The sequence below is a fragment of the Paenibacillus sp. FSL F4-0122 genome (genome assembly GCF_038002845.1).
GTDB classification, from domain to species: domain Bacteria; phylum Bacillota; class Bacilli; order Paenibacillales; family Paenibacillaceae; genus Paenibacillus_AQ; species Paenibacillus_AQ odorifer.
The window spans coordinates 2,088,142-2,106,814 of the sequence record NZ_JBBODI010000001.1 but is presented as its reverse complement, the minus strand read 5'-3'; the positions used below and the strand labels follow the sequence as shown (position 1 = coordinate 2,106,814).

Sequence of the window (18,673 nt, the reverse complement as noted above, 5' to 3'; positions counted from 1 at the left end):
AGTGGAAATTCAGACACGTGTACATACCATATTTCTGCTTGTAGGAGCAACGGAATGTGGGAAATCGACCTTTGCTAAAGAAGTTCTGATCCCGCAGTTAAAACTAGAGGATGTTTCTAAAGGGTTACGTACGAATGTGCAGTACTTATCCTCGGATAGTATCCGTCAGGAGATATTGGGCTACGACTATGATAAGTATGATCAGGTTATGCTGGAGGCGAGTTCGCATACCTTTCAATTATTGTTTGAGAGATTGAAGTTAGTCACTTCTTTTCCGATTAATGCGGAGTTTGTGGTGATGGATACCATTGGGCTATCCGAAGATTATCGTAGTAAAGTCCGTGAGATCGCCGGGCAAAATAATTACAATCTGGAGGTTATTCTGTTTGATTACCGCAAACGGGAGGATTACTACGCCTCAGAGCGCTCGAAGAAGCTGATCTCCAATCATTTAAACCGGCTCAGAAAAGAAGTCTTGCCTGTTCTGTCACGGGAAGGTTACAACAAGATTTATAAAGTGCGTGCTAAAGATTTTATTCTCGAGGGTGATGGGATACCTAATCCGGACTACCGGGTGATTATACAGGATTGGGATACTTATGCATCTACGGTACTTCTACAAGCACAAGAGTATATTGTGGTTGGGGATGTTCATGAGTGTGTCGAAGAGCTTCGGGGACTATTACGTAATTACGGCTACCGGGAGCACGAAGGTAAGTTAAGTGCAACAGATAAGCTCAGTAACACACGAGTCATTCTTGCTGGTGACTGGATTGATAAGGGTAAAAAGACGCGGGAGACGATTGAGTTCTTATTTGATAACCGCGAGCATTTCCTATTTGTTATGGGCAATCACGAGAACTTTGTATACAAGTACGTAAAGGGGGAGATTCAAGGAACCGATCCGGAACTGCTAAGAACGTACTTTGATTCCACCCAAGTGCTTAAGGAGGATCCCGCGCTTTTTAGTAAATTTTCGGCTTTAGTGGAGCAATCCCAGCCCTTTTACCGCTATATCGGTATGCAAGGTCCTTCTTTTTATGTTACCCATGCTCCTTGCCGTAATAAGTACATTGGTAAGCTGGATACGAATTCACTACGCCATCAGCGTAACTTTCGGCTGGATCGTGAGGTTTCCTTTGAGGAACAGCTTGATTTCCTAAAGCAAGAGGCTGTGAGTAATCACCCCTTTCATCTCTTCGGACATATTGCAGCCAAGCAGACTTTTCGGATCAAAAACAAACTCCACCTTGACACAGGGAGTGCGCAGGGTAATGAACTAACTTCTGTTCGCATGTCGTTTAAACCTTTCTATAAAAGTCAAAAATCGCATGTGACTACGGTGCACGAAGAGCTACCTATCCTGTTCCGGGAAAAGCAAACCGTATCCTTGCTGGAGCTTGATTACGAGTCTGTGCGCAGACTGCAGTATTCCTCGCAGAACCGGGTCAACTTCATCTCCGGGACGATGTCACCTGCGGATAAGGATGTGGCTGCCGGTGAGCTTGAGTCTCTGCGAAAAGGGTTGGATTATTTTGCCGAACGTCGTATTTCAGAAGTCGTTCTGCAGCCTAAATATATGGGATCACGCTGTAGTTTGTACCTTTATCGGAACTTAGAGCAGTGTTACGCAATTAGCCGGAACGGCTATAAGGTTCAGGCGGTCGATCTGACGCCTATCTACGAACAGCTGCTTCATAAATTCGGAACCTATATGGCTGAGCAGGGGATCCGTGTGCTTTTACTGGATGGCGAGCTGCTGCCTTGGAAAGCGCTTGGGGATGGGTTAATTGAGCGTCAGTTCCGGCCAATTGGCAAAGCGCTGGAGACAGAGCTGGATTTCTTAAGACAATATGGATTTGAGGAGTCACTGGGTAAACTGATACAGGATTTTGAAGTAAGCGGGTTTGAACAAGACCAGCACCATATGTCGAAAGAGACGCTTAACAATAACTATGGGTCTCATGTTTACCAGACTTTTAAGCATGTCCGTGACATAAGAGAATCGTATGTAGATCTTGACCAGCGTGACGAAGCCTACCGAGTATACAAGCAGCAACTGGAGCTGTATGCGGGTGATGCGGAATTAGCATACAAACCTTTTGCAATCCTGAAGGAAGTGCTGGAGAATGGCGCTGAACGGTTACCTGACGGCAAAACCTCCGAACTATACAGTTTTTTAAATGATGATGAATTTCTGGTTCTGGACTTGAAAGAGCCTGATGCTTACATCAGAGCAGAGGAGTATTTCGCAAAGATAACGGTAGAGAAACATATGGAGGGAATTGTAATCAAACCGGAGCAAGAACAGCAGGGGGTAGTCCCATACATGAAGGTCCGCAATCCGGGCTACCTGTCGATCATCTACGGGTACGACTACAAGTTTCCACATAAGTATGCCAAGCTGATGAAGCAGAAGAATATCGCTCCTAAGCTTCGTACGTCCTTAATCGAACACCGGCTGGGCAGACAAATGCTAGAAGTGAAGCTGGATGAGATCTCGTCTGACAACGAGGACTACAAGCAAATTGCAGCAAACTTGTTATTCGAGGTAACGAAAGAGAAAGAGATCGACCCGAGGTTGTAGAGGATTGTTACAGGCGAAGAAACTTGGTTTGCCAATTATGAGAATGAGTTCAGGCTGTCGGGAAGGTCCCGGCAGTCTTTTTTTCGTTCGGGGAGGAAGCGGAAACAGCTATCTTGCAACAAACAGACAAATTAATGCAAGAAAACGTAAGATAGTGGTCATAGGCCTTTTTTGATAATAATATGAAACCTGAGAGGAGGCAGCACAACTTGGAAATCATTTTTGAAGAGGACATAGAAATGGACCGGGGTACTACGAAAGTAACAACCCACCCGGCTGAAAAGGAACATTGGGCAAATATCGAAGTAGCCATTCAAACATCGGAGAAACGGATCATGGTCATCAACGCCAAAAATGATCGCAATGTCTCGATTGTATCCAGCTCAATCGCGGTCATAGAGCCGGAAGGCCGTATGTGCAGTGTACGTGTAATTACGGGAGAAATGTTTCTTCTTAATACACGATTGAAATTTGTTGAAGAAGTTCTGAATTCACCTCAGTTTATAAAAATTAATAATCAGACCATAATCAACACCAGCTACATAAAAGAGTTCTCAGCAACGGATAATGCGAGAATAAAAGTGATTCTGACGAATGGTTCTTGTTATTTTGTCAGCCGCTATTATATTAAAAATTTCAGGAGGAACTATCATGGTTAATCAATTAAAAAATTCGTTTTTTCAAGTGTTTACTTTAACTTCTTTATGGATAACGCTACTGTTAACTGTGTTTTTCAAGGATCAATCTATTGATATGTTATATCTATGGCGTATTGCAGGTATCGCCATTATTTCCGCGGGGATATTCGGAGTGATGTACAATGTGTTGTGGAACTATTTCACGTTAAGACCGCTTTGGAATATTCTGATTTCTTCGACCTTCAGTATATTTGGCGGAATGGGAATGGTGTGGTTATTCTCAAAAGAAATGTTCAACTTCATAAGCCCCTGGTTGCCTGGAATGTTGTTGTTATCGGTTATACTGCACACTATAGCTTTCTATTTCTACGCCAGAATTAATAGCAGGAAACAAGCTGAGGAGTTAAATAAAATTTTGAAATAACCTCGTTCTAATTGTAAAAACAGGAGGACGCACCTTATCGGTCCGTCCTCCTATCTATTCCTCATAAATACGCTTTAACCCATAATAACGAGCACGTTGTTTTCTGGCGCCATTTTGGCGACGGGGATCAGGTTGCCTTGAATTTCTTCACCGTTAATAACGATATGGGTAACCCCTTTTTGTACACCTTTCTTGTTCTCCACCTGGATGTTCAGCTTCTTCCCACGGAATTCCCGGACCATGGAAAAGTCTGTCCAGTCGGAAGGAACACACGGGTTGAGGCGAAGGCCATCAAATTGCGGTTGAACCCCCATAATACCTTCCACCAAGGAGACCATCACGGTTGAAGCGGTGCCGGTCAGCCAGTGGACATGGGCCCGGCCTTGATATGGGCTGTCCTTGGATTCGACAAACTGGCCATGTACATAAGGCTCGAGTTTGCGGATTTCGGCCTTATCGTTCATGCTGGCCGGACTGCAATTCAGGAAGTATTCGAACGCGCGCCCACCGTTGCCAATCATGGTTTCCGCCAGAATGAGCCATCCCTGCGGCTGGCTGAAGATGCCGCCGTTTTCCTTAGTTGAGGCGTTGAAAAGAGCCATCAACGCTACTGGCAAACCGTATTCACGGAACGGTGGGTAGAATAACATAGTGCCGTAATCGGTCCGCAGATTCTCATACACTTTGTCCATGGAGAGCTTCGCCTGATCCGGGCGGGCTGCACCACTTAATACGGCCCAGCTTTGCGGATTAAGCCAAATTTTGGCCTCATCATTCTCCCAGGAGCCGATGGTATAGTTGTCTTCTGTAAATCCGCGGACGAATTGATCGTTCTCCCAAGCGTGCTTTTGAATGTTATCGTCCAGCTCATCAAGCAGGCCCTGCGCCCATTGAATGTCTTCAGGCTTGTTCTTATTTTGTGCAATTTCCATGAACACCTTGAATGCCATATACAGCTGGAATGCGACGAACAACGACTCGCCCTTCGCTCCAAGCCGTAGACAATCGTTCCAGTCGGCATGAAGCCCAACCGGCATGCCGTGTGCGCCCATACGATCCAGACTGAACTGAAGCGCCTGGCGCAAATGCTCGTACACAGTGCCCTCACCTTTATCCGAATAAGGGATTATTTCATCTGTAAAATCCCAGTTGCCACTTTCATTCAAGTATTTAATGACGGTTGGGAACAGCCATAAAGCGTCATCGGCCCGATAATGGGGATGACCAGTTTCCCGTACATATTCCGGATCATCCGGTGTGCCCTCATGCCCAGGATTGTGGTCAAATTTCACCAACGGAAGTCCACCGCCGTTGGAAACCTGGGCGGATATCATCAGTCTAAGACGTTCAAGGGCCATCTCATGATCCAGATGAATGATGCCTTGAATATCCTGCACCGTATCCCGATAGCCCAGTCCATTACGAAGACCGGAGTATTGGAAAGAGGCTGCTCGTGACCAGATGAAAGTGATAAAGCATTGATATGCATTCCAAGTGTTGATCATGTTGTTCAGGTTATCGCTTGGTGTCTGGACCTGGAAGCGGTTAAGCTTGCTGTGCCAGAATGCTTTTAACTCTTCGAGTTCTTTATCTACCACGGACAAGTCTTTATAATGGCTGAGAATCTCGGAAGCGCCTTTCTCATCATACTGTCCCAGTAGAAATGCGATTTCTTTCTCTTCTCCCGGCTGCAAATCTACGTTAATCTGCAGGGCACCGCAGGAGTTAGTATTGTAGTTTAATGAATTGGAGCATTGGCCGTTCTCGACAGAGGCTGGATTGCCATAACTGCGGTAATCGCCTAGGAACGTATCCCGGTCACCGTCATAAGCGGTAACTTCTGCACCTGCAGCGCCGAAGAATCTCCAGGTCTGTTCTTCGGGGGTGTTTTCATTGATGACTTGAAGGATCATATTATTTTTATAGTAGGTCCGTGAAATAAACAAAGTGTACTGAAGGTTGACGGTATCCTGCTCGTAGTTGTTATTGTTGGTTAATTCAACAAATCCGAAGAGAGCCAGCTTGCGTGCTTTGGAGTCATCATTGCGCACCTTCATGCGCCACACCTCGTAGGTTTTGTTCAGTGGCACATAATATAATGATTCTGTATGGATGTTATCGTAATCCGAGACGAGGTTCGTGTATCCGGTTCCATGATGGCATACGGACTTATATTGCTCCAGATCTTTACCCACAGGCTGCCAGGAGCCGGACCAATAATCCCCGTTCTCCAAATCTCTCACGTAAATATAGCGTCCGGGCTCGTCCTTAGAGTTGAAGTGGTAACGGATATGCCGCCCATTTGCGCCAGATTTTACAAAGCTATAACCGCCTGCGTTACCTGAGATGATCGCGCCATATTCCGGCGAGCCGAGGTAATTCGCCCAAGGGGCAGGCGTATTCGGCTTGGTAATGAGGTATTCCTTGTTTTTTTCATCAAAATAACCATATTGCATAACCATTCCTCCTATTAAGTGGTTAATGGGTCAATCTATAAACGCGCGTTCACAAAGGGGTGAAATATCCATGTGTAATTTTATTATAAGATACTTTTAGTAAATCGATAACCCTATATTTTAGCGAAAAAACGAACAAAAATGCTAACTTTTTTGGTAGGTGTAAAGCGAAAGACACCTTGAAAGGTGTCTTTTTTTATTTTTGCGGCATGTCTACTCCACTAAAACACCATTAACAAACGTCATAGATTTATCTTTGAATTCAAGAATAAACTTGTTTGGAAAATCCAGATCGGTATGAATCTCCGTCCCCAACATAACTTTTTTTCCTACATCATCAAAGGGATTATGAAGTAAACCTCTAGGCGTATACCTAGTTTCAGAACCGATTACATTATTATTCTCATCGCGGATAAATTTAGTTTTTCCTGAGAACACGAGGTCCTTGCCATTTTCCAAAGTTAGATGAACCTCCAAACGATCCTTTGTCTTCTGATAATCTATGACTACATCTTTAGAGGATACAGGGAAACCGATAACAAAAAATCCAATAAGGGCCGTAGCCAGTATAAGTACCGATAAGACGGAATAAATGAGAGTTTTTATATTCTTTTTTTTCACTTTTTTAAAATAATTGAGTTTGTTAACTTCCTCTTTATCAATAATAGGCACACTTAGATTTGCTGTGGCGGTCATTTCATTATAGGATTGAAGGCAGCTTTCACAGGATTGCAGGTGTTTTTCGATTTCTTCGTTACTATGTACAGAGGTTAGCTTTTCAATATAGGAAGGTAATAAATCCTGAATAATCTCGCATTTCATGAAGATCTTCCTTTCATCAATTTTTGTTTTCCACGGTAAAAGGTAACTCTTGCCCAGGTCTCATCTCTTCCAAGAATTTCGCCAATTTCCCGAAAACTGAATTCTCCGGTTAAACGCAGATATAATACTTCTTTGGTATTTGGATCAAGTAAATGAAGTTGTTTAAATAAATCCATTTTGTCCTGAGCAAAAATGAACTGGGATTCTGTTGAATTTGCGTTAGCCAAAGAAGCGTCTTCTAATTCCTCAGACTTCCGCTTGCGCTGCTTGTCCAGCTCCTGATACCACACATGTTTAGCAATTTGACAGAGCCATACGTATACTTTGCAGGTCCCATCGTATTTGTCTATCGATTTTATAGCTCTATAAAAAGTTTCTTGGGTAATTTCTTCTGCCAGCAAGTGATTATGACAAAGGCTAAATACGAATTTATATACTTGGGTTGAATATTCCCTGTATAATTGCTCGTTGTCCTGCATCCATTCACCTCCTCAAGTTATATATCCGTAAAAAGCTATAAACGTTACAAGTTTTTTTAAAAAAATTGATTTATACAATTATCGCTTTCAACCCCGGTATGTGAGGGAATTAAGGAAGTTCAGCGTTAAGGCTGGTTTCACAGTAGGTTTACCCTTTATAATTACATGAGATCTTATTGTACAAGTTACAAGGGGGTTCATATATGATAACAAAGGTAAACCGGCAGTTAAATGAGGGTCCTAAAATTCAAAAAGAGCAAGAGCTTGTTACCAAAATGATTCGTATATATTGTAAGAAAAAACATCATCATAAGGGGTTTTGTGAGGAATGTCAGGAATTAAATGAGTATGCGCTGAAGAGGCTAGCCTATTGTAAATTTGGTGAAGAGAAAACAGCTTGTGCCAAATGTCCTGTTCATTGTTACAAACCGGATTATCGCCAAAGAATTAAAGGGGTTATGCGTTTTTCTGGTCCGTGGATGCTGCTCTATCATCCCATTGAGTCGATTAGGCATATTCCGCTACCCAATAAATTGAGAAAATAAGTGAAAACCGGACATCATTTGATGCCCGGCTTAATGTGTTTTTAGATATCATTCTCCCAGTTTTTCAGCCTTCACCAAAATCTCTCGCAAAACCCGGGCAACCCGGCTTTTTCTTCTCTTTACTTTTACACTTATCCGTCTTAACGACTCTTGGTATACGGCGGTATCCTTGGGTTCATAGAGCTGTTTGGCGGCAATCCGTAACGTTCTTCTCATTAATATTGCTGATGAACGTGTTAACTTCGTTCGGTATCCTCTGCGCAAGACCCGTATAGTATGTTTGTACTTCTCTAAGTCTTCGTTTGGGGGAACAAGGGCGAACAGATTTAGGGAGGAGTCATTGAACCCGTAGCTTTTGAACATAATTTTTAGATTCTCAATATTTATGAGATTCCCTCTGAAGTGGGTTGGATGTTCTTGGTGAACGCCGACAACTTCTTTGATGCTGTGAAAAGGGATTTTTAATCGATGCAGTCGATACCCAAGGTCCCAATCTTCGAGTCCATAGAGGATAAACTGTTCATTAAAACCTCCAGCACGAGTTAATTGGCTGCGTCTTATGGACACACAACGTGTGACGAGTAACATCCAAGGGGCTACATCTGTGCTGGCAAATTGCTTTTTAGTATTTGGAGGAACTCTTGAGGGAAAGGTGACTTTTGATAACGTCTCCGTCTGCTGAAGGATATCATTGGGTGTGATTAATGGGATGATTTCAGTCGCTGATTCGAAGTCGGGATTCCATAAGTTAGAAGGCGAAAGTGTATTGCGGCAATGCTCTTTTTCTTCAGGAGAAAAGTCTGGGTAGTAGTGGGTATAAGCGTCATCCCATGAGTGTGGAATACCTGAAATTATGGACTTAGGATATTTACGGTGATACTGGTTTACGATCCTAATGAAGTCAGGGAATACTAGAAAATCAGCATCGCAGAAGATGACGTATTTCCCTTTTGCCTGACTCAGCCCCAGATTTCTCACGGCAGAACGGCCGCGTTGTTCCTGCTGAGCGACATAAATAAGCGGATAAGAAGTTTGAAAGCTTTCGACCATTTCCTTGGTACCATCTGTAGAACCGTCATCTGCGACGATCACCTCGAATCGATCCTTCGGATAGGTCTGTGTCTCGAATGAAGTGAGTGTAAGTAGCAGCTGCTGAAGTCGGTTATAGGTTGGAATTATGATGCTGTAACGGATAGCCAGAATGATCACCCCCACCATTTAATAAAAGCCCTTGAATAGGATAAATAATAACAATATATTCAGGGACTTTAGCCTGGTCTAGTCAAACGCCTTTAAGGATCGAAATAGGCAGTGGACAGGGGCCAATATGGGATGATCTTTAAAAAAGACAGCCCCTAAAGGAGATCTATCGATTCCTTTAGGGGCTGCTCCTTTTTATTTTCTATTTTCCACTAGGTAATAATTTATTCAATAAGATCGCTGCCAATGAAGCAGCTAGGATAGGTGAGCCTAATAAATACTGCACGAATGTAGGTAAAGAGTTCAAGTAGTCACCAGGAATGAGTACCAACGCCAAGGTGATGATCATAGGTAAGGCAATAATGTACATTTCTTTTTCGCCGATAGTTACATTCTTCATTACTTGCACACCATTAATTGCGATGATGCCGCAGATGATGGCGAAGACGCCGCCGATTACAGCGGATGGAATGGAAGAGATCAAAGCGGCGAGTTTACCAGAACAACCAAAGAGGACAAACCATCCTCCTACAGCGAGAAAGACCCGGCGGCTGGCAACACCTGTAATGGAGATGATCCCTGCATTAGTTGAATAACCTGTAACAGGAGTCGAACCGAGCACAGAGGCAATAAGACAGCCAATTCCTTCTCCAATTACGCCGCGGTTAATATTTTTGTCTGTCAAAGGTTTATTGATTACATTGCTGACCGCAAACCAGGTGCCTGTTGTTTCAGCCAGCAGCACGATATAAATAATAACCATGGTGATAATAGCTGAAAAGTTGAAGGAAAAGCCGAAATCAACAAAAGCGATCCGCGGCATGCTAAACCATTTAGCGTTGCTTATCGCTGAGAAATCTAAAACGCCCATAATATTAGCCGAAATACATCCGACTACTAACGCCATCATTACGGAAAGAATTCGGAAGATAGATCCTTTATTACGGAACAAAGTACCGAGAATCACAAAAATAAGCAGTGTAGCGCCTGAAATAAGGGCTAATAATACGTTTTGATTAATTGAAGCGCCGGAGGCTCCGTAGATATTATCTCTGATCGCAACAGGCAATAAAGATAGACCTACAATGAAAATGATTGTGCCGCCTACGATAGGTGGGATAAAGTTTTTGACGATTTTATTAAAAATTCCAGCATAGCCCAAAATAATAACCAGGATGGCCCCGATTAAGCTGGCACCTAACACGGAGCTCCAACCGAGCTCCCCGCCACCACTAGCCGCATAAATACTGACGATCGCACCAAGCGGAACATAAGAAGGACCTTGAGCGATAGGCAGCTTCATACAGAAATAGGTTTGCACAATCGTTGCAAGTCCTGCGGCAATAAAGGTGGATTGGATTAACGCGCTGGACTGATTGGGTTGTAAGCCGATTAACATCGCAATAAGGAATGGCACTACATAGACATCCATAGCCAATACATGTTGAAAACCGAGAATGACGGATTTACTAAATGAAACTTTTTCATCGGGTAGGACAGTTAATAGCTGTGATTCCAAATGTGCTTGCTCTTGTACGTTTGCTTGTGTTTTCACTCCGATGCCCACCTTAAGTTTTTTAGTTTAATTAATCTTTAACGCGAATGAACTTTTTCACCCTGTACCCAGACTTCACGGATATTTTCAGGCCGGGCCAGATACATTATCTTTTGAAAAATATCTTGCAAATCCTCATTCTCATCAAAGATGGGCAATTTCGCCGACGGTAATTTCGTATCAATAATTTGAACATCCCAGGTATAACCTTCTAGTAACCGGCCGATAGGTAAGCTTAAGCTTTCCCCGCCGCCAGCGGTAGCAAGATAAAAGGATTCATGGATCGTAATCCGTGATCCGGGTACTCCGCGATTTGGTGCAGACAGGGAAGGATTCACACCATCCTCCAGCATTCTTGAAGACATTACGGCTTGTCTAATGTTATCGAAGAGACTAGGTGAAAAACCTCCGGAAATATCAGAGCCTAAACCAATCTCCACGCCTTTGGCATGGAAGTCAGCGATCGGAATAACACTATTGGCAAAATACGCGTTGGATATCGGACAATGAGCAATAGCTGTTCCTGTCTCTGCAAACAAATTCACATCATCTTCATCTAAAAAATTACAATGTGCCATTACAGATTTATCACTGAGCAGACCAAAATCATGCAAGGCAAAAGCATCGTTCTTCTGGAACCGTTCTTGCACATAACCGTGCGCCCAATCACTTTCACTACAGTGCGATTGAACATACGTATCATATTTAGCGGCTAGTTCTCCCAAGCCTTGTAAAGCCTCATTAGTGCAGCTTGGAATGAACCTTGGTGTCACTACCGGATATACGCCTTGTTTAGTAGATTTAGCGAGTTCTTGTACAGCTAGTATAAATTCTTCCGTATCCACTAGTGCGGTGTGGGTGTCGGAGTCGCGGTAATTCTCAGGATTTCCCTGCGGATCGTCCATAACCACTTTTCCAACGAGTCCACGTTGCCCTTTTTCCGCACATATTTTAGCCAATAATAAACTGGCCTCTTTATGCACCGTTGCAAAATAAAGTGCTGTAGTTGTTCCGTTTGCGAGCAAAGTGCCAACCACGTCATCGTAGACTTTTTTTGCAAAAGCCAGGTCCGAGAATTTAGACTCCAGTGGGAAGGTATAAGTATTTAGCCAATCATAGAGTGGAATATCTAATGCAGTTCCAGATTGAGCCCATTGTGGCGCGTGAACATGCAGGTCGATAAAGCCGGGCAAAAAATACTGGCCTTCAGCTAATACATGAAAATTGTCCTGACCTTGATAAGCATCAAGCAAGGGTTGATAGTCGGGGTGCTTCGGTGCAACAATCATTTCTATCATCCCATCCGTGTTGATACAGAAGAGATGGTCCTTTAAAATTTGAATTTCTTTTGGGGATAGGCTAGAAAATGAAGTGCCTAGGAATATTTGCATATATTTTCTCATGATTTCCGCCTTAATGTTCGTCTTTTGGTGTGCATTCGTTATTATAATCCGTGAAAAAGGATAAGTCCAGACCAAAAGTCGAATAAAGGCGTAATTGACGGATAGGAGGAGCGGAGGAATTGAAACCGAATATGACGCATAGACGTCATGTTCGCTATGCTAGAATACAGAAAAAGATAGGGGGAAGTAAAATGCCAAAACATGAATATAGAAAGCATGAAAAGGAGTTATATCAACCCAAAGCTAAGCCGCAATTATTAGAAGTTGGGAAACAGAAATTCATCTGTATAAAAGGTAAAGGTAATCCTAATCATGAGGATTTTTCAGAAAGAGTCGGGGTTCTATACTCTCTGGCCTATGCGGTGAAAATGATGCCTAAAAATGGATTTACTCCGGAGGGTTATTTTGATTATACGGTATATCCACTCGAAGGATTATGGGATTTGACAGAGGAAGGTAGAAATCACAAGGATTTAATAAAAGATGAATTACTATATACAATAATGATAAGACAACCGGATTTTGTAACAAGAGAGACGGTAGAAAGAGCTTTTGAGATAGTAAATAAAAAGAAACCTCACCCCCTATTGAAAGAGGCATATTTTGATGAATTAGAAGATGGCTTATCGGTGCAAATCTTGCATATTGGTTCATATGATAGTGAACCTGAATCATTCCAACAATTAAAAATGTTTATAGATGAAAACAATTATGTGCTAAAAACGCTTGTTCATAGAGAAATTTATCTGTCGGATGCTAGAAAAGTAGAACACGATAAGTTGAAAACCATTTTAAGATATAGAATTAATAAAAAATAGCAGGTCGGCTTCGATTCCTTTACGGTTATAGGAAATGAATGCGGTTACCATCTTGTGATATAATAGATGAAATCGATAGATAGTTTGAGAAAATTGGATTAGGAGTGTTGCCTGGATGAGAAGATACAACATTTGGCGCCCGTTGATGTTAATTATTGTTGCTGTACTTACAAAAAGCTTGGTCACTAACCTGTGCATTTTGTTTGGTATGCAGGCTGAAGCAGCGAGTAGTATGGGAACGCTGGGCATGGTCATTGCCGGTTTAGTGATGTACAATCGCATGACAAATCGCCGTCGTAAATAAGGTGGCCGGATAGATTATAAACGTCTGGTTATTATGTTATAGTAAAGATTGAAATAAAACTTGTATCGACCTGAAAAGGAGTACTTCATGACACAGTTTGTCTACAAACAAATTATTGATGACTTAAAAATGAAAATTTTTGCTGGGCAGTTTCCCGATATGAAATTACCGGATGAACGAACGCTTAGTGAAACTTATCAAGTGAGTCGTAGTTCTATTAAAAGTGCTCTGACTAAAATGGCAAATGCCGGCATTATTTTTAAAAAGCGTGGCTCAGGGACATTTATAAATCCTTTATACATAAAAAATGAATCTATTTTTAACTACGAAGGCTCTAATTTAGGTGTCACCGACAATTTTCAAATGAATGGGAAGAAGCCAAAGATTAAAGTTCTGAAATTCGAGGTCATTCCACCAACGGAAGAACTGCAACGGGATCTGTTTTTAGGACCACATGATTTTGTATACAAAATCGTTCGCTTGCGTCTTTTTGATGATGAACCCTTTATGATTGAAACGGGTTATATCCCAATCAAAATCGTGCAGAACTTAAATCAGACTATTATTGAAGGATCTATCTTTAATTATTTGGAGGATTCACGGAACCTGGCGGTAACCAAATCCTTTTTATCGATATCCGCAGAACCCTCTGAGGCTACGGATCAAGAGCTGCTGCATTTGCAGGCGAATGAACCAGTAAGCATTATGGAAGGGATTTTCTTTTTAGATAATGGCACACCCTTTGAATTCTCCCATATGCGCTTCCACTATAAATACTTAAAATTTAATACCTTTGTGTCCGTTCATTAAAAGTAAGACTGGGGAATTTTTCTCGGTCTTATTTTTTTTATTTTGCGCAAAATAGATGAAGGACGAGTAGCAAATATCCCTGCAAACTACAGCCCATATTTTTACATATATATTAATATTGACGTATTTTTACAGACAATTGACACCATTTTTCATACTATGTTCATATTTTCACAAAATTGGACCGTATCATTTGTTGAAAAGGTTGAATTAATTTTTGGCGGCGGTATGATGTACTTGTGGAAGAAATTACGGCAATGTAGACACAGAAAAAATTTTGGGGAGTGGAAGAAATGGTATTATCCATGGATGTTGATTACTCATCAAAAACTTATTTAGAGAAACTTGATGCATACTGGCGCGCAACTAACTACATCTCTGTAGGTCAACTGTATTTGAAAGATAATCCGTTGTTAAGAGAACCGCTGAAAGAAGCAGACGTAAAGATTAAGCCAATTGGACACTGGGGAACTATTCCCGGCCAGAACTTTATTTATGCCCATTTGAATCGGGTCATTACTAAATATGATTTGAATATGTTCTATATCGAGGGTCCTGGTCATGGCGGTCAGGTCATGGTTTCGAACTCCTATCTCGATGGTAGCTATACTGAAATTTATCCGGAAATTACACAAGATATCCCAGGTCTGAAGAAATTGTTCAAACAATTCTCTTTCCCAGGTGGAGTTGCTTCCCATGCTGCCCCTGAAACACCTGGATCGATCCACGAAGGTGGCGAATTAGGTTATTCTCTATCCCACGGTGTAGGTGCAATTCTGGATAATCCAGATTTAATCTCCGCTGTTGTTATTGGCGATGGAGAGGCTGAAACTGGCCCATTAGCGGCTTCATGGTTCTCCAACCGGTTCATCAATCCAGTTACTGATGGTGCAGTTCTGCCGATCTTGCACTTAAATGGTTTCAAAATCAGTAACCCAACGATTCTGTCTCGTCAATCCAAAGAAGAAATTACTGCATACTTTAAAGGTATGGGTTGGGAACCGTTCTTCGTTGAAGGCGAAAATCCTGATCTAATGCATCCAGAAATGGCTAAGGTGCTTGATACCATCGTAGAAAGAATTGAAGCGATTCAAAAGAATGCACGTGACAACAATGACCTTACGCGTCCGGTTTGGCCAATGTTGGTCTTCCGTTCTCCTAAGGGCTGGACGGGTCCAAAGCAATGGGATGGTGTTCCGAATGAGAACTCGTTCCGTGCCCATCAGGTGCCGATTCCAGTGGATCAAAAGAATATGAAACATGCTCCAGCGTTATTGGAGTGGATGAACAGCTATAGACCAGAAGAATTATTTGATGACAATGGTCGTCTGAACGCTGAACTTGCTGAGATTCTGCCAACTGGCGACAGACGTATGGGAATGAACCCAGTTACTAATGCTGGCAACCAGATTAAAGATCTAAACTTACCCAATTTCCGTAAGTTCGCACTTGATAATTCCAAACCAGGTGAAGTAATAGCACAAGATATGGCCGTTCTGGGTAAATACATGAAAGATGTTATCTCTCTGAACGAAGAGAACCGCAATTTCAGAATTTTCGGACCGGATGAAACAATGTCCAACCGTCTGGGACCTGTCTTTGAAGTGACGAAACGTCAATGGTTGGATCAAGTGATTGAGCCGAATGATGAATTCCTAGCTTCTTATGGCCGTGTTATCGATTCCCAATTGTCTGAACATCAGGCAGAAGGTTTGCTTGAAGGTTACGTATTGACAGGCCGTCATGGTTTCTTTGCAAGCTATGAAGCTTTCTTGCGTGTCGTGGATTCGATGATTACTCAGCATTTCAAATGGCTGCGTAAAGCAACAGATCAAAGCTGGCGTGCGGATATTCCATCATTGAATGTGGTAGCAACTTCAACTGTATTCCAACAAGACCACAATGGTTACACTCACCAAGATCCAGGTTTGCTAGGTCACTTGGCTGATAAAAAACCAGAATTTATCCGTGAGTATTTGCCGGCTGATGCGAACTCCTTGCTGGCTGTCTTTGACACCGTCTTAAATGACCGTCAAAAAATTAACTTGATCGTTTCTTCCAAACATCCTCGTCCACAATGGTTCAGTGCGGATGAAGCACAAGAGCTGGTGGATAAAGGACTGAAGATTATTGACTGGGCAAGCACCGATCAAGGTGGAGAGCCTGATGTTGTCTTTGCTTCTGCAGGTACAGAACCAACTATCGAAAGCTTGGCTGCAATCTCTATCTTGCATGAAAAACTGCCGAACCTTAAGATTAGATATATCAACGTGGTAGACTTGTTGAAACTGAGAAGTCAAAAATTAGATCCGCGTGGCTTATCTGACGAAGAGTTTGATCAATTTTTCACAAAAGATAAACCAGTTATCTTCGCTTTCCACGGATATGAAGGTCTGATTAAAGACTTGTTCTTTGATCGCCATAACCATAACCTGCACGTACACGGATACCGCGAGAATGGCGATATCACAACACCATTCGATATGCGCGTATTGAATCAAATGGACCGCTTTGACTTGGCGAAGGAAGCTGTTCTGAGCTTGCCTAATGCTAACGACTATAAAGCGATCGCAGATGAAATGGATGCTATCGTTAAGAAACATCACCAATTCATTCGTGAAGAGGGTATTGATTTGCCAGAAGTAGAGAACTGGGTATGGAAAGCTTTGAAATAAACGTATAGCCAGTACCATAGGAAGCAATACAAAAAGACACCTTTAGAGGTGTCTTTTTATTTGTGTGCGCCCAGCATGGGCGCTATCTATAGGGTTGAAGTCCCGAATGGCGAAGGCAGTAGTAGCCATTAGCTTAAGGCAAGGGTGTCCACCGCGAGGTGGAATCTGAAGGAAGCCAGCGGCAAATCTCCGGTCTGAGGAATACGAACTTCATACAAGGCTAACGTAGGCTGGATGAGGTTGCACAACAAACCAAAGTCCATACTGCCAAAGGCGTACGAGAGTAAATGAAGCAGATAGATGGAGAGGAAGATAGCGTTCTTACCTGGGGAGATCTGTGTGATAGGCGAGTATACTTCGTAACCCTACTTGTGAGAGTAGGCTGAGTGCACAGAAGTCAGCAGACGCCATAGTACGCAAGCTGTTGCAACAGCTGCGGAAGGGCTGAACATGGAATAGGATTTATACATCCAGGCGTTCAAGATGAGCGATGAATGCAGAAAAAAAAATCCGAAAGGACCTGACTGAAGAAGGAAACGGTGAATCCCGTGGGGGTCTTCAGCAGGGCGGAGTTCATCTTTGGCACAAATGGAAGGTATAAATCACGTAAAGAGAGGTTAAAAAAAAATGTTGGAGCAACTGCTATCACGGGAAAATCTTCTGCAAGCCTTAAAGCGTGTTGAAGCGAATAAAGGAAGTCATGGCGTAGATGGGATGTCCGTAAAATCCTTACGAGAACACATCGTACAAAACTGGCAGACCTTGCGGCATGCCATAGAAGAAGGAACCTATGAACCGAGCCCCGTGCGCCGAGTCGAAATCCCGAAACCCGGTGGCGGAGGTGTTAGGTTACTAGGAATACCTACCGTGACAGATCGAATGATTCAACAAGCAATCGCGCAGGTGTTAACTCCATTGTTTGATCCAGAGTTTTCCGACCATAGCTATGGATTCCGTCCGAAAAGACGAGGGCATGATGCGGTGAGGAAAGCTCGAACCTTTATGAAAGAAGGATATCGATTCGTAGTCGACCTAGACTTGGAGAAATTCTTTGATCGCGTCAACCATGACCGACTGATGATGAAGATTTCGGAGAAAGTGGAGGACAAGAAAGTTCTCCTGCTTATCCGCAAATATCTTCAGTCAGGTGTGATGGAGAACGGGTTAGTAACCCCGACAACGGAAGGTGCCCCGCAAGGCGGTCCACTGAGTCCGTTATTATCTAACATTGTCCTAGATGAGCTCGACAAAGAACTCGAGAAACGTGGGCACCGCTTCGTTCGTTATGCGGATGATTGCAATATTTACGTGAAAACGCTAAGAGCAGGAGAGAGAGTCAAGACAACGGTCACCCGATTCATCGAGACGAGGCTAAAGCTGAAGGTGAACCAAGTAAAGAGCGCGGTAGACCGTCCCTGGAAACGAAAGTTTCTAGGATTTAGTTTTAGTGTGGACAAAGAACCAAAGGTGAGAATTGCGAAGCAGTCCTTACAGAGAGTCAAGGTTCGAATACAGGAGATATCCTCTCGAAAGAGATCGATGAAGATGGAAGAGCGAATCAAGGAACTAAACCACTACCTCATGGGATGGTGCGGTTATTTCTCGCTGGCGGATACCCCAAGTACCTTTCGAGATATGGATAAATGGATACGAAGAAGGCTACGAATGTGCCTCTGGAAGCAGTGGAAGACCCCTAGAACCAAAGTCAAAAGACTTATATCCTTAGGGGTACCTAAGGATAAAGCCTATGAGTGGGGAAATACCCGAAAAGGGTATTGGCGAATTGCAGGGAGTCCAATTCTACAACATGCATTGAATAACCAATATTGGGAAGCCAATGGATTAAAGAGTGTATTGGACAGATACAACTCCTTACGGAATATTTCATGAACCGCCGTATATCGAACGGTACGTACGGTGGTGTGAGAGGTCGGGGGCTAGCCGCCCCCTCCTACTC

Annotated in this window: 15 protein-coding genes; 9 read left to right on the top strand and 6 right to left on the bottom strand. The window is 42.8% G+C overall.

From position 1 onward, the window contains the following. Position 1 precedes the first annotated feature (1 nt). The 3 genes from MHH49_RS08860 (at position 2) to MHH49_RS08850 (ending at position 3,649) form a co-directional block, all read left to right on the top strand. Positions 2-2,587, top strand: coding sequence for a metallophosphoesterase (locus tag MHH49_RS08860; RefSeq protein WP_339812604.1), 2,586 nt, complete (start codon positions 2-4; stop codon positions 2,585-2,587). 209 nt (positions 2,588-2,796) lie between these two features. Next, on the top strand, positions 2,797-3,246 hold the full coding sequence (locus tag MHH49_RS08855) for a LytTR family DNA-binding domain-containing protein (RefSeq protein ID WP_038568151.1): 450 nt from the start codon (positions 2,797-2,799) through the stop codon (positions 3,244-3,246). Then, entirely contained in the window at positions 3,239-3,649 is a 411-nt protein-coding gene (locus MHH49_RS08850) for a hypothetical protein (RefSeq protein WP_036687183.1), read from the top strand. The genes MHH49_RS08855 and MHH49_RS08850 overlap by 8 nt, the downstream gene beginning before the upstream one ends. 74 nt (positions 3,650-3,723) lie before the next feature. Here MHH49_RS08850 and MHH49_RS08845 read toward each other — a convergent pair whose 3' ends face one another. From MHH49_RS08845 to MHH49_RS08835, 3 genes are all read right to left on the bottom strand, one after another. Beyond that, positions 3,724-6,105 carry a GH36-type glycosyl hydrolase domain-containing protein gene (locus MHH49_RS08845; protein ID WP_076297219.1) on the bottom strand — a complete coding sequence of 794 codons (2,382 nt, stop codon included), beginning with the start codon at positions 6,103-6,105 and terminating at the stop codon, positions 3,724-3,726. A gap of 213 nt (positions 6,106-6,318) precedes the next feature. Beyond that, positions 6,319-6,927, bottom strand: coding sequence for a zf-HC2 domain-containing protein (locus tag MHH49_RS08840; protein WP_076274185.1), 609 nt, complete (start codon positions 6,925-6,927; stop codon positions 6,319-6,321). Then, the gene (locus MHH49_RS08835) at positions 6,924-7,406 is read right to left on the bottom strand and encodes an RNA polymerase sigma factor (RefSeq protein ID WP_038568157.1); all 483 of its coding nucleotides are present in this window, start codon (positions 7,404-7,406) and stop codon (positions 6,924-6,926) included. The genes MHH49_RS08840 and MHH49_RS08835 overlap by 4 nt, the downstream gene beginning before the upstream one ends. A 203-nt stretch (positions 7,407-7,609) precedes the next feature. On the opposite strand from MHH49_RS08835, the gene MHH49_RS08830 reads away from it, so the two are divergent. Continuing rightward, positions 7,610-7,951 (top strand): nitrous oxide-stimulated promoter family protein, encoded by a 342-nt coding sequence (locus MHH49_RS08830; protein ID WP_036687189.1) that lies wholly within the window; start codon positions 7,610-7,612, stop codon positions 7,949-7,951. 48 nt (positions 7,952-7,999) lie between these two features. Here MHH49_RS08830 and MHH49_RS08825 read toward each other — a convergent pair whose 3' ends face one another. From MHH49_RS08825 to guaD, 3 genes are all read right to left on the bottom strand, one after another. Beyond that, a complete protein-coding gene (locus tag MHH49_RS08825) occupies positions 8,000-9,151 on the bottom strand; it encodes a glycosyltransferase (RefSeq protein ID WP_076274191.1) in 1,152 nt (383 codons plus the stop codon). Positions 9,152-9,353: 202 nt separating this feature from the next. Continuing rightward, positions 9,354-10,706, bottom strand: a complete 1,353-nt coding sequence (locus tag MHH49_RS08820; RefSeq protein ID WP_036687191.1) for a uracil-xanthine permease family protein — start codon at positions 10,704-10,706, stop codon at positions 9,354-9,356. 38 nt (positions 10,707-10,744) lie between these two features. Continuing rightward, the gene (gene guaD / locus MHH49_RS08815) at positions 10,745-12,109 is read right to left on the bottom strand and encodes a guanine deaminase (protein ID WP_038568158.1); all 1,365 of its coding nucleotides are present in this window, start codon (positions 12,107-12,109) and stop codon (positions 10,745-10,747) included. Positions 12,110-12,228: 119 nt separating this feature from the next. On the opposite strand from guaD, the gene MHH49_RS08810 reads away from it, so the two are divergent. The 5 genes from MHH49_RS08810 (at position 12,229) to ltrA (ending at position 18,606) form a co-directional block, all read left to right on the top strand. Next, complete coding sequence (locus MHH49_RS08810; protein ID WP_254924599.1) at positions 12,229-12,927, top strand: GyrI-like domain-containing protein; 699 nt, start codon at positions 12,229-12,231, stop codon at positions 12,925-12,927. Positions 12,928-13,042: 115 nt separating this feature from the next. Continuing rightward, positions 13,043-13,231, top strand: a complete 189-nt coding sequence (locus MHH49_RS08805; RefSeq protein WP_076101096.1) for a hypothetical protein — start codon at positions 13,043-13,045, stop codon at positions 13,229-13,231. A gap of 87 nt (positions 13,232-13,318) precedes the next feature. Further along, positions 13,319-14,041: a GntR family transcriptional regulator gene (locus tag MHH49_RS08800; protein ID WP_036687196.1), complete on the top strand. Its 723-nt coding sequence runs from the start codon at positions 13,319-13,321 to the stop codon at positions 14,039-14,041. 293 nt (positions 14,042-14,334) lie between these two features. After that, complete coding sequence (locus MHH49_RS08795; protein WP_175618986.1) at positions 14,335-16,716, top strand: phosphoketolase family protein; 2,382 nt, start codon at positions 14,335-14,337, stop codon at positions 16,714-16,716. Between the two features lie 627 nt (positions 16,717-17,343). Then, positions 17,344-18,606: a group II intron reverse transcriptase/maturase gene (ltrA, locus tag MHH49_RS08790; protein ID WP_036681916.1), complete on the top strand. Its 1,263-nt coding sequence runs from the start codon at positions 17,344-17,346 to the stop codon at positions 18,604-18,606. Positions 18,607-18,673: the final 67 nt, after the last annotated feature.

Excerpts from the sequence above, each read along its gene's own strand:
- MHH49_RS08840 (WP_076274185.1), bottom strand. The coding sequence starts at position 6,927 with ATGAAATGCGAGATTATTCAGGATTTATTACCTTCCTATATTGAAAAG.
- guaD (WP_038568158.1), bottom strand. The coding sequence starts at position 12,109 with ATGAGAAAATATATGCAAATATTCCTAGGCACTTCATTTTCTAGCCTA.
- ltrA (WP_036681916.1), top strand. The coding sequence starts at position 17,344 with ATGTTGGAGCAACTGCTATCACGGGAAAATCTTCTGCAAGCCTTAAAG.
- MHH49_RS08805 (WP_076101096.1), top strand. The coding sequence starts at position 13,043 with ATGAGAAGATACAACATTTGGCGCCCGTTGATGTTAATTATTGTTGCT.
- MHH49_RS08830 (WP_036687189.1), top strand. The coding sequence starts at position 7,610 with ATGATAACAAAGGTAAACCGGCAGTTAAATGAGGGTCCTAAAATTCAA.
- MHH49_RS08800 (WP_036687196.1), top strand. The coding sequence starts at position 13,319 with ATGACACAGTTTGTCTACAAACAAATTATTGATGACTTAAAAATGAAA.
- MHH49_RS08850 (WP_036687183.1), top strand. The coding sequence starts at position 3,239 with ATGGTTAATCAATTAAAAAATTCGTTTTTTCAAGTGTTTACTTTAACT.
- MHH49_RS08845 (WP_076297219.1), bottom strand. The coding sequence starts at position 6,105 with ATGCAATATGGTTATTTTGATGAAAAAAACAAGGAATACCTCATTACC.
- MHH49_RS08835 (WP_038568157.1), bottom strand. The coding sequence starts at position 7,406 with ATGCAGGACAACGAGCAATTATACAGGGAATATTCAACCCAAGTATAT.
- MHH49_RS08795 (WP_175618986.1), top strand. The coding sequence starts at position 14,335 with ATGGTATTATCCATGGATGTTGATTACTCATCAAAAACTTATTTAGAG.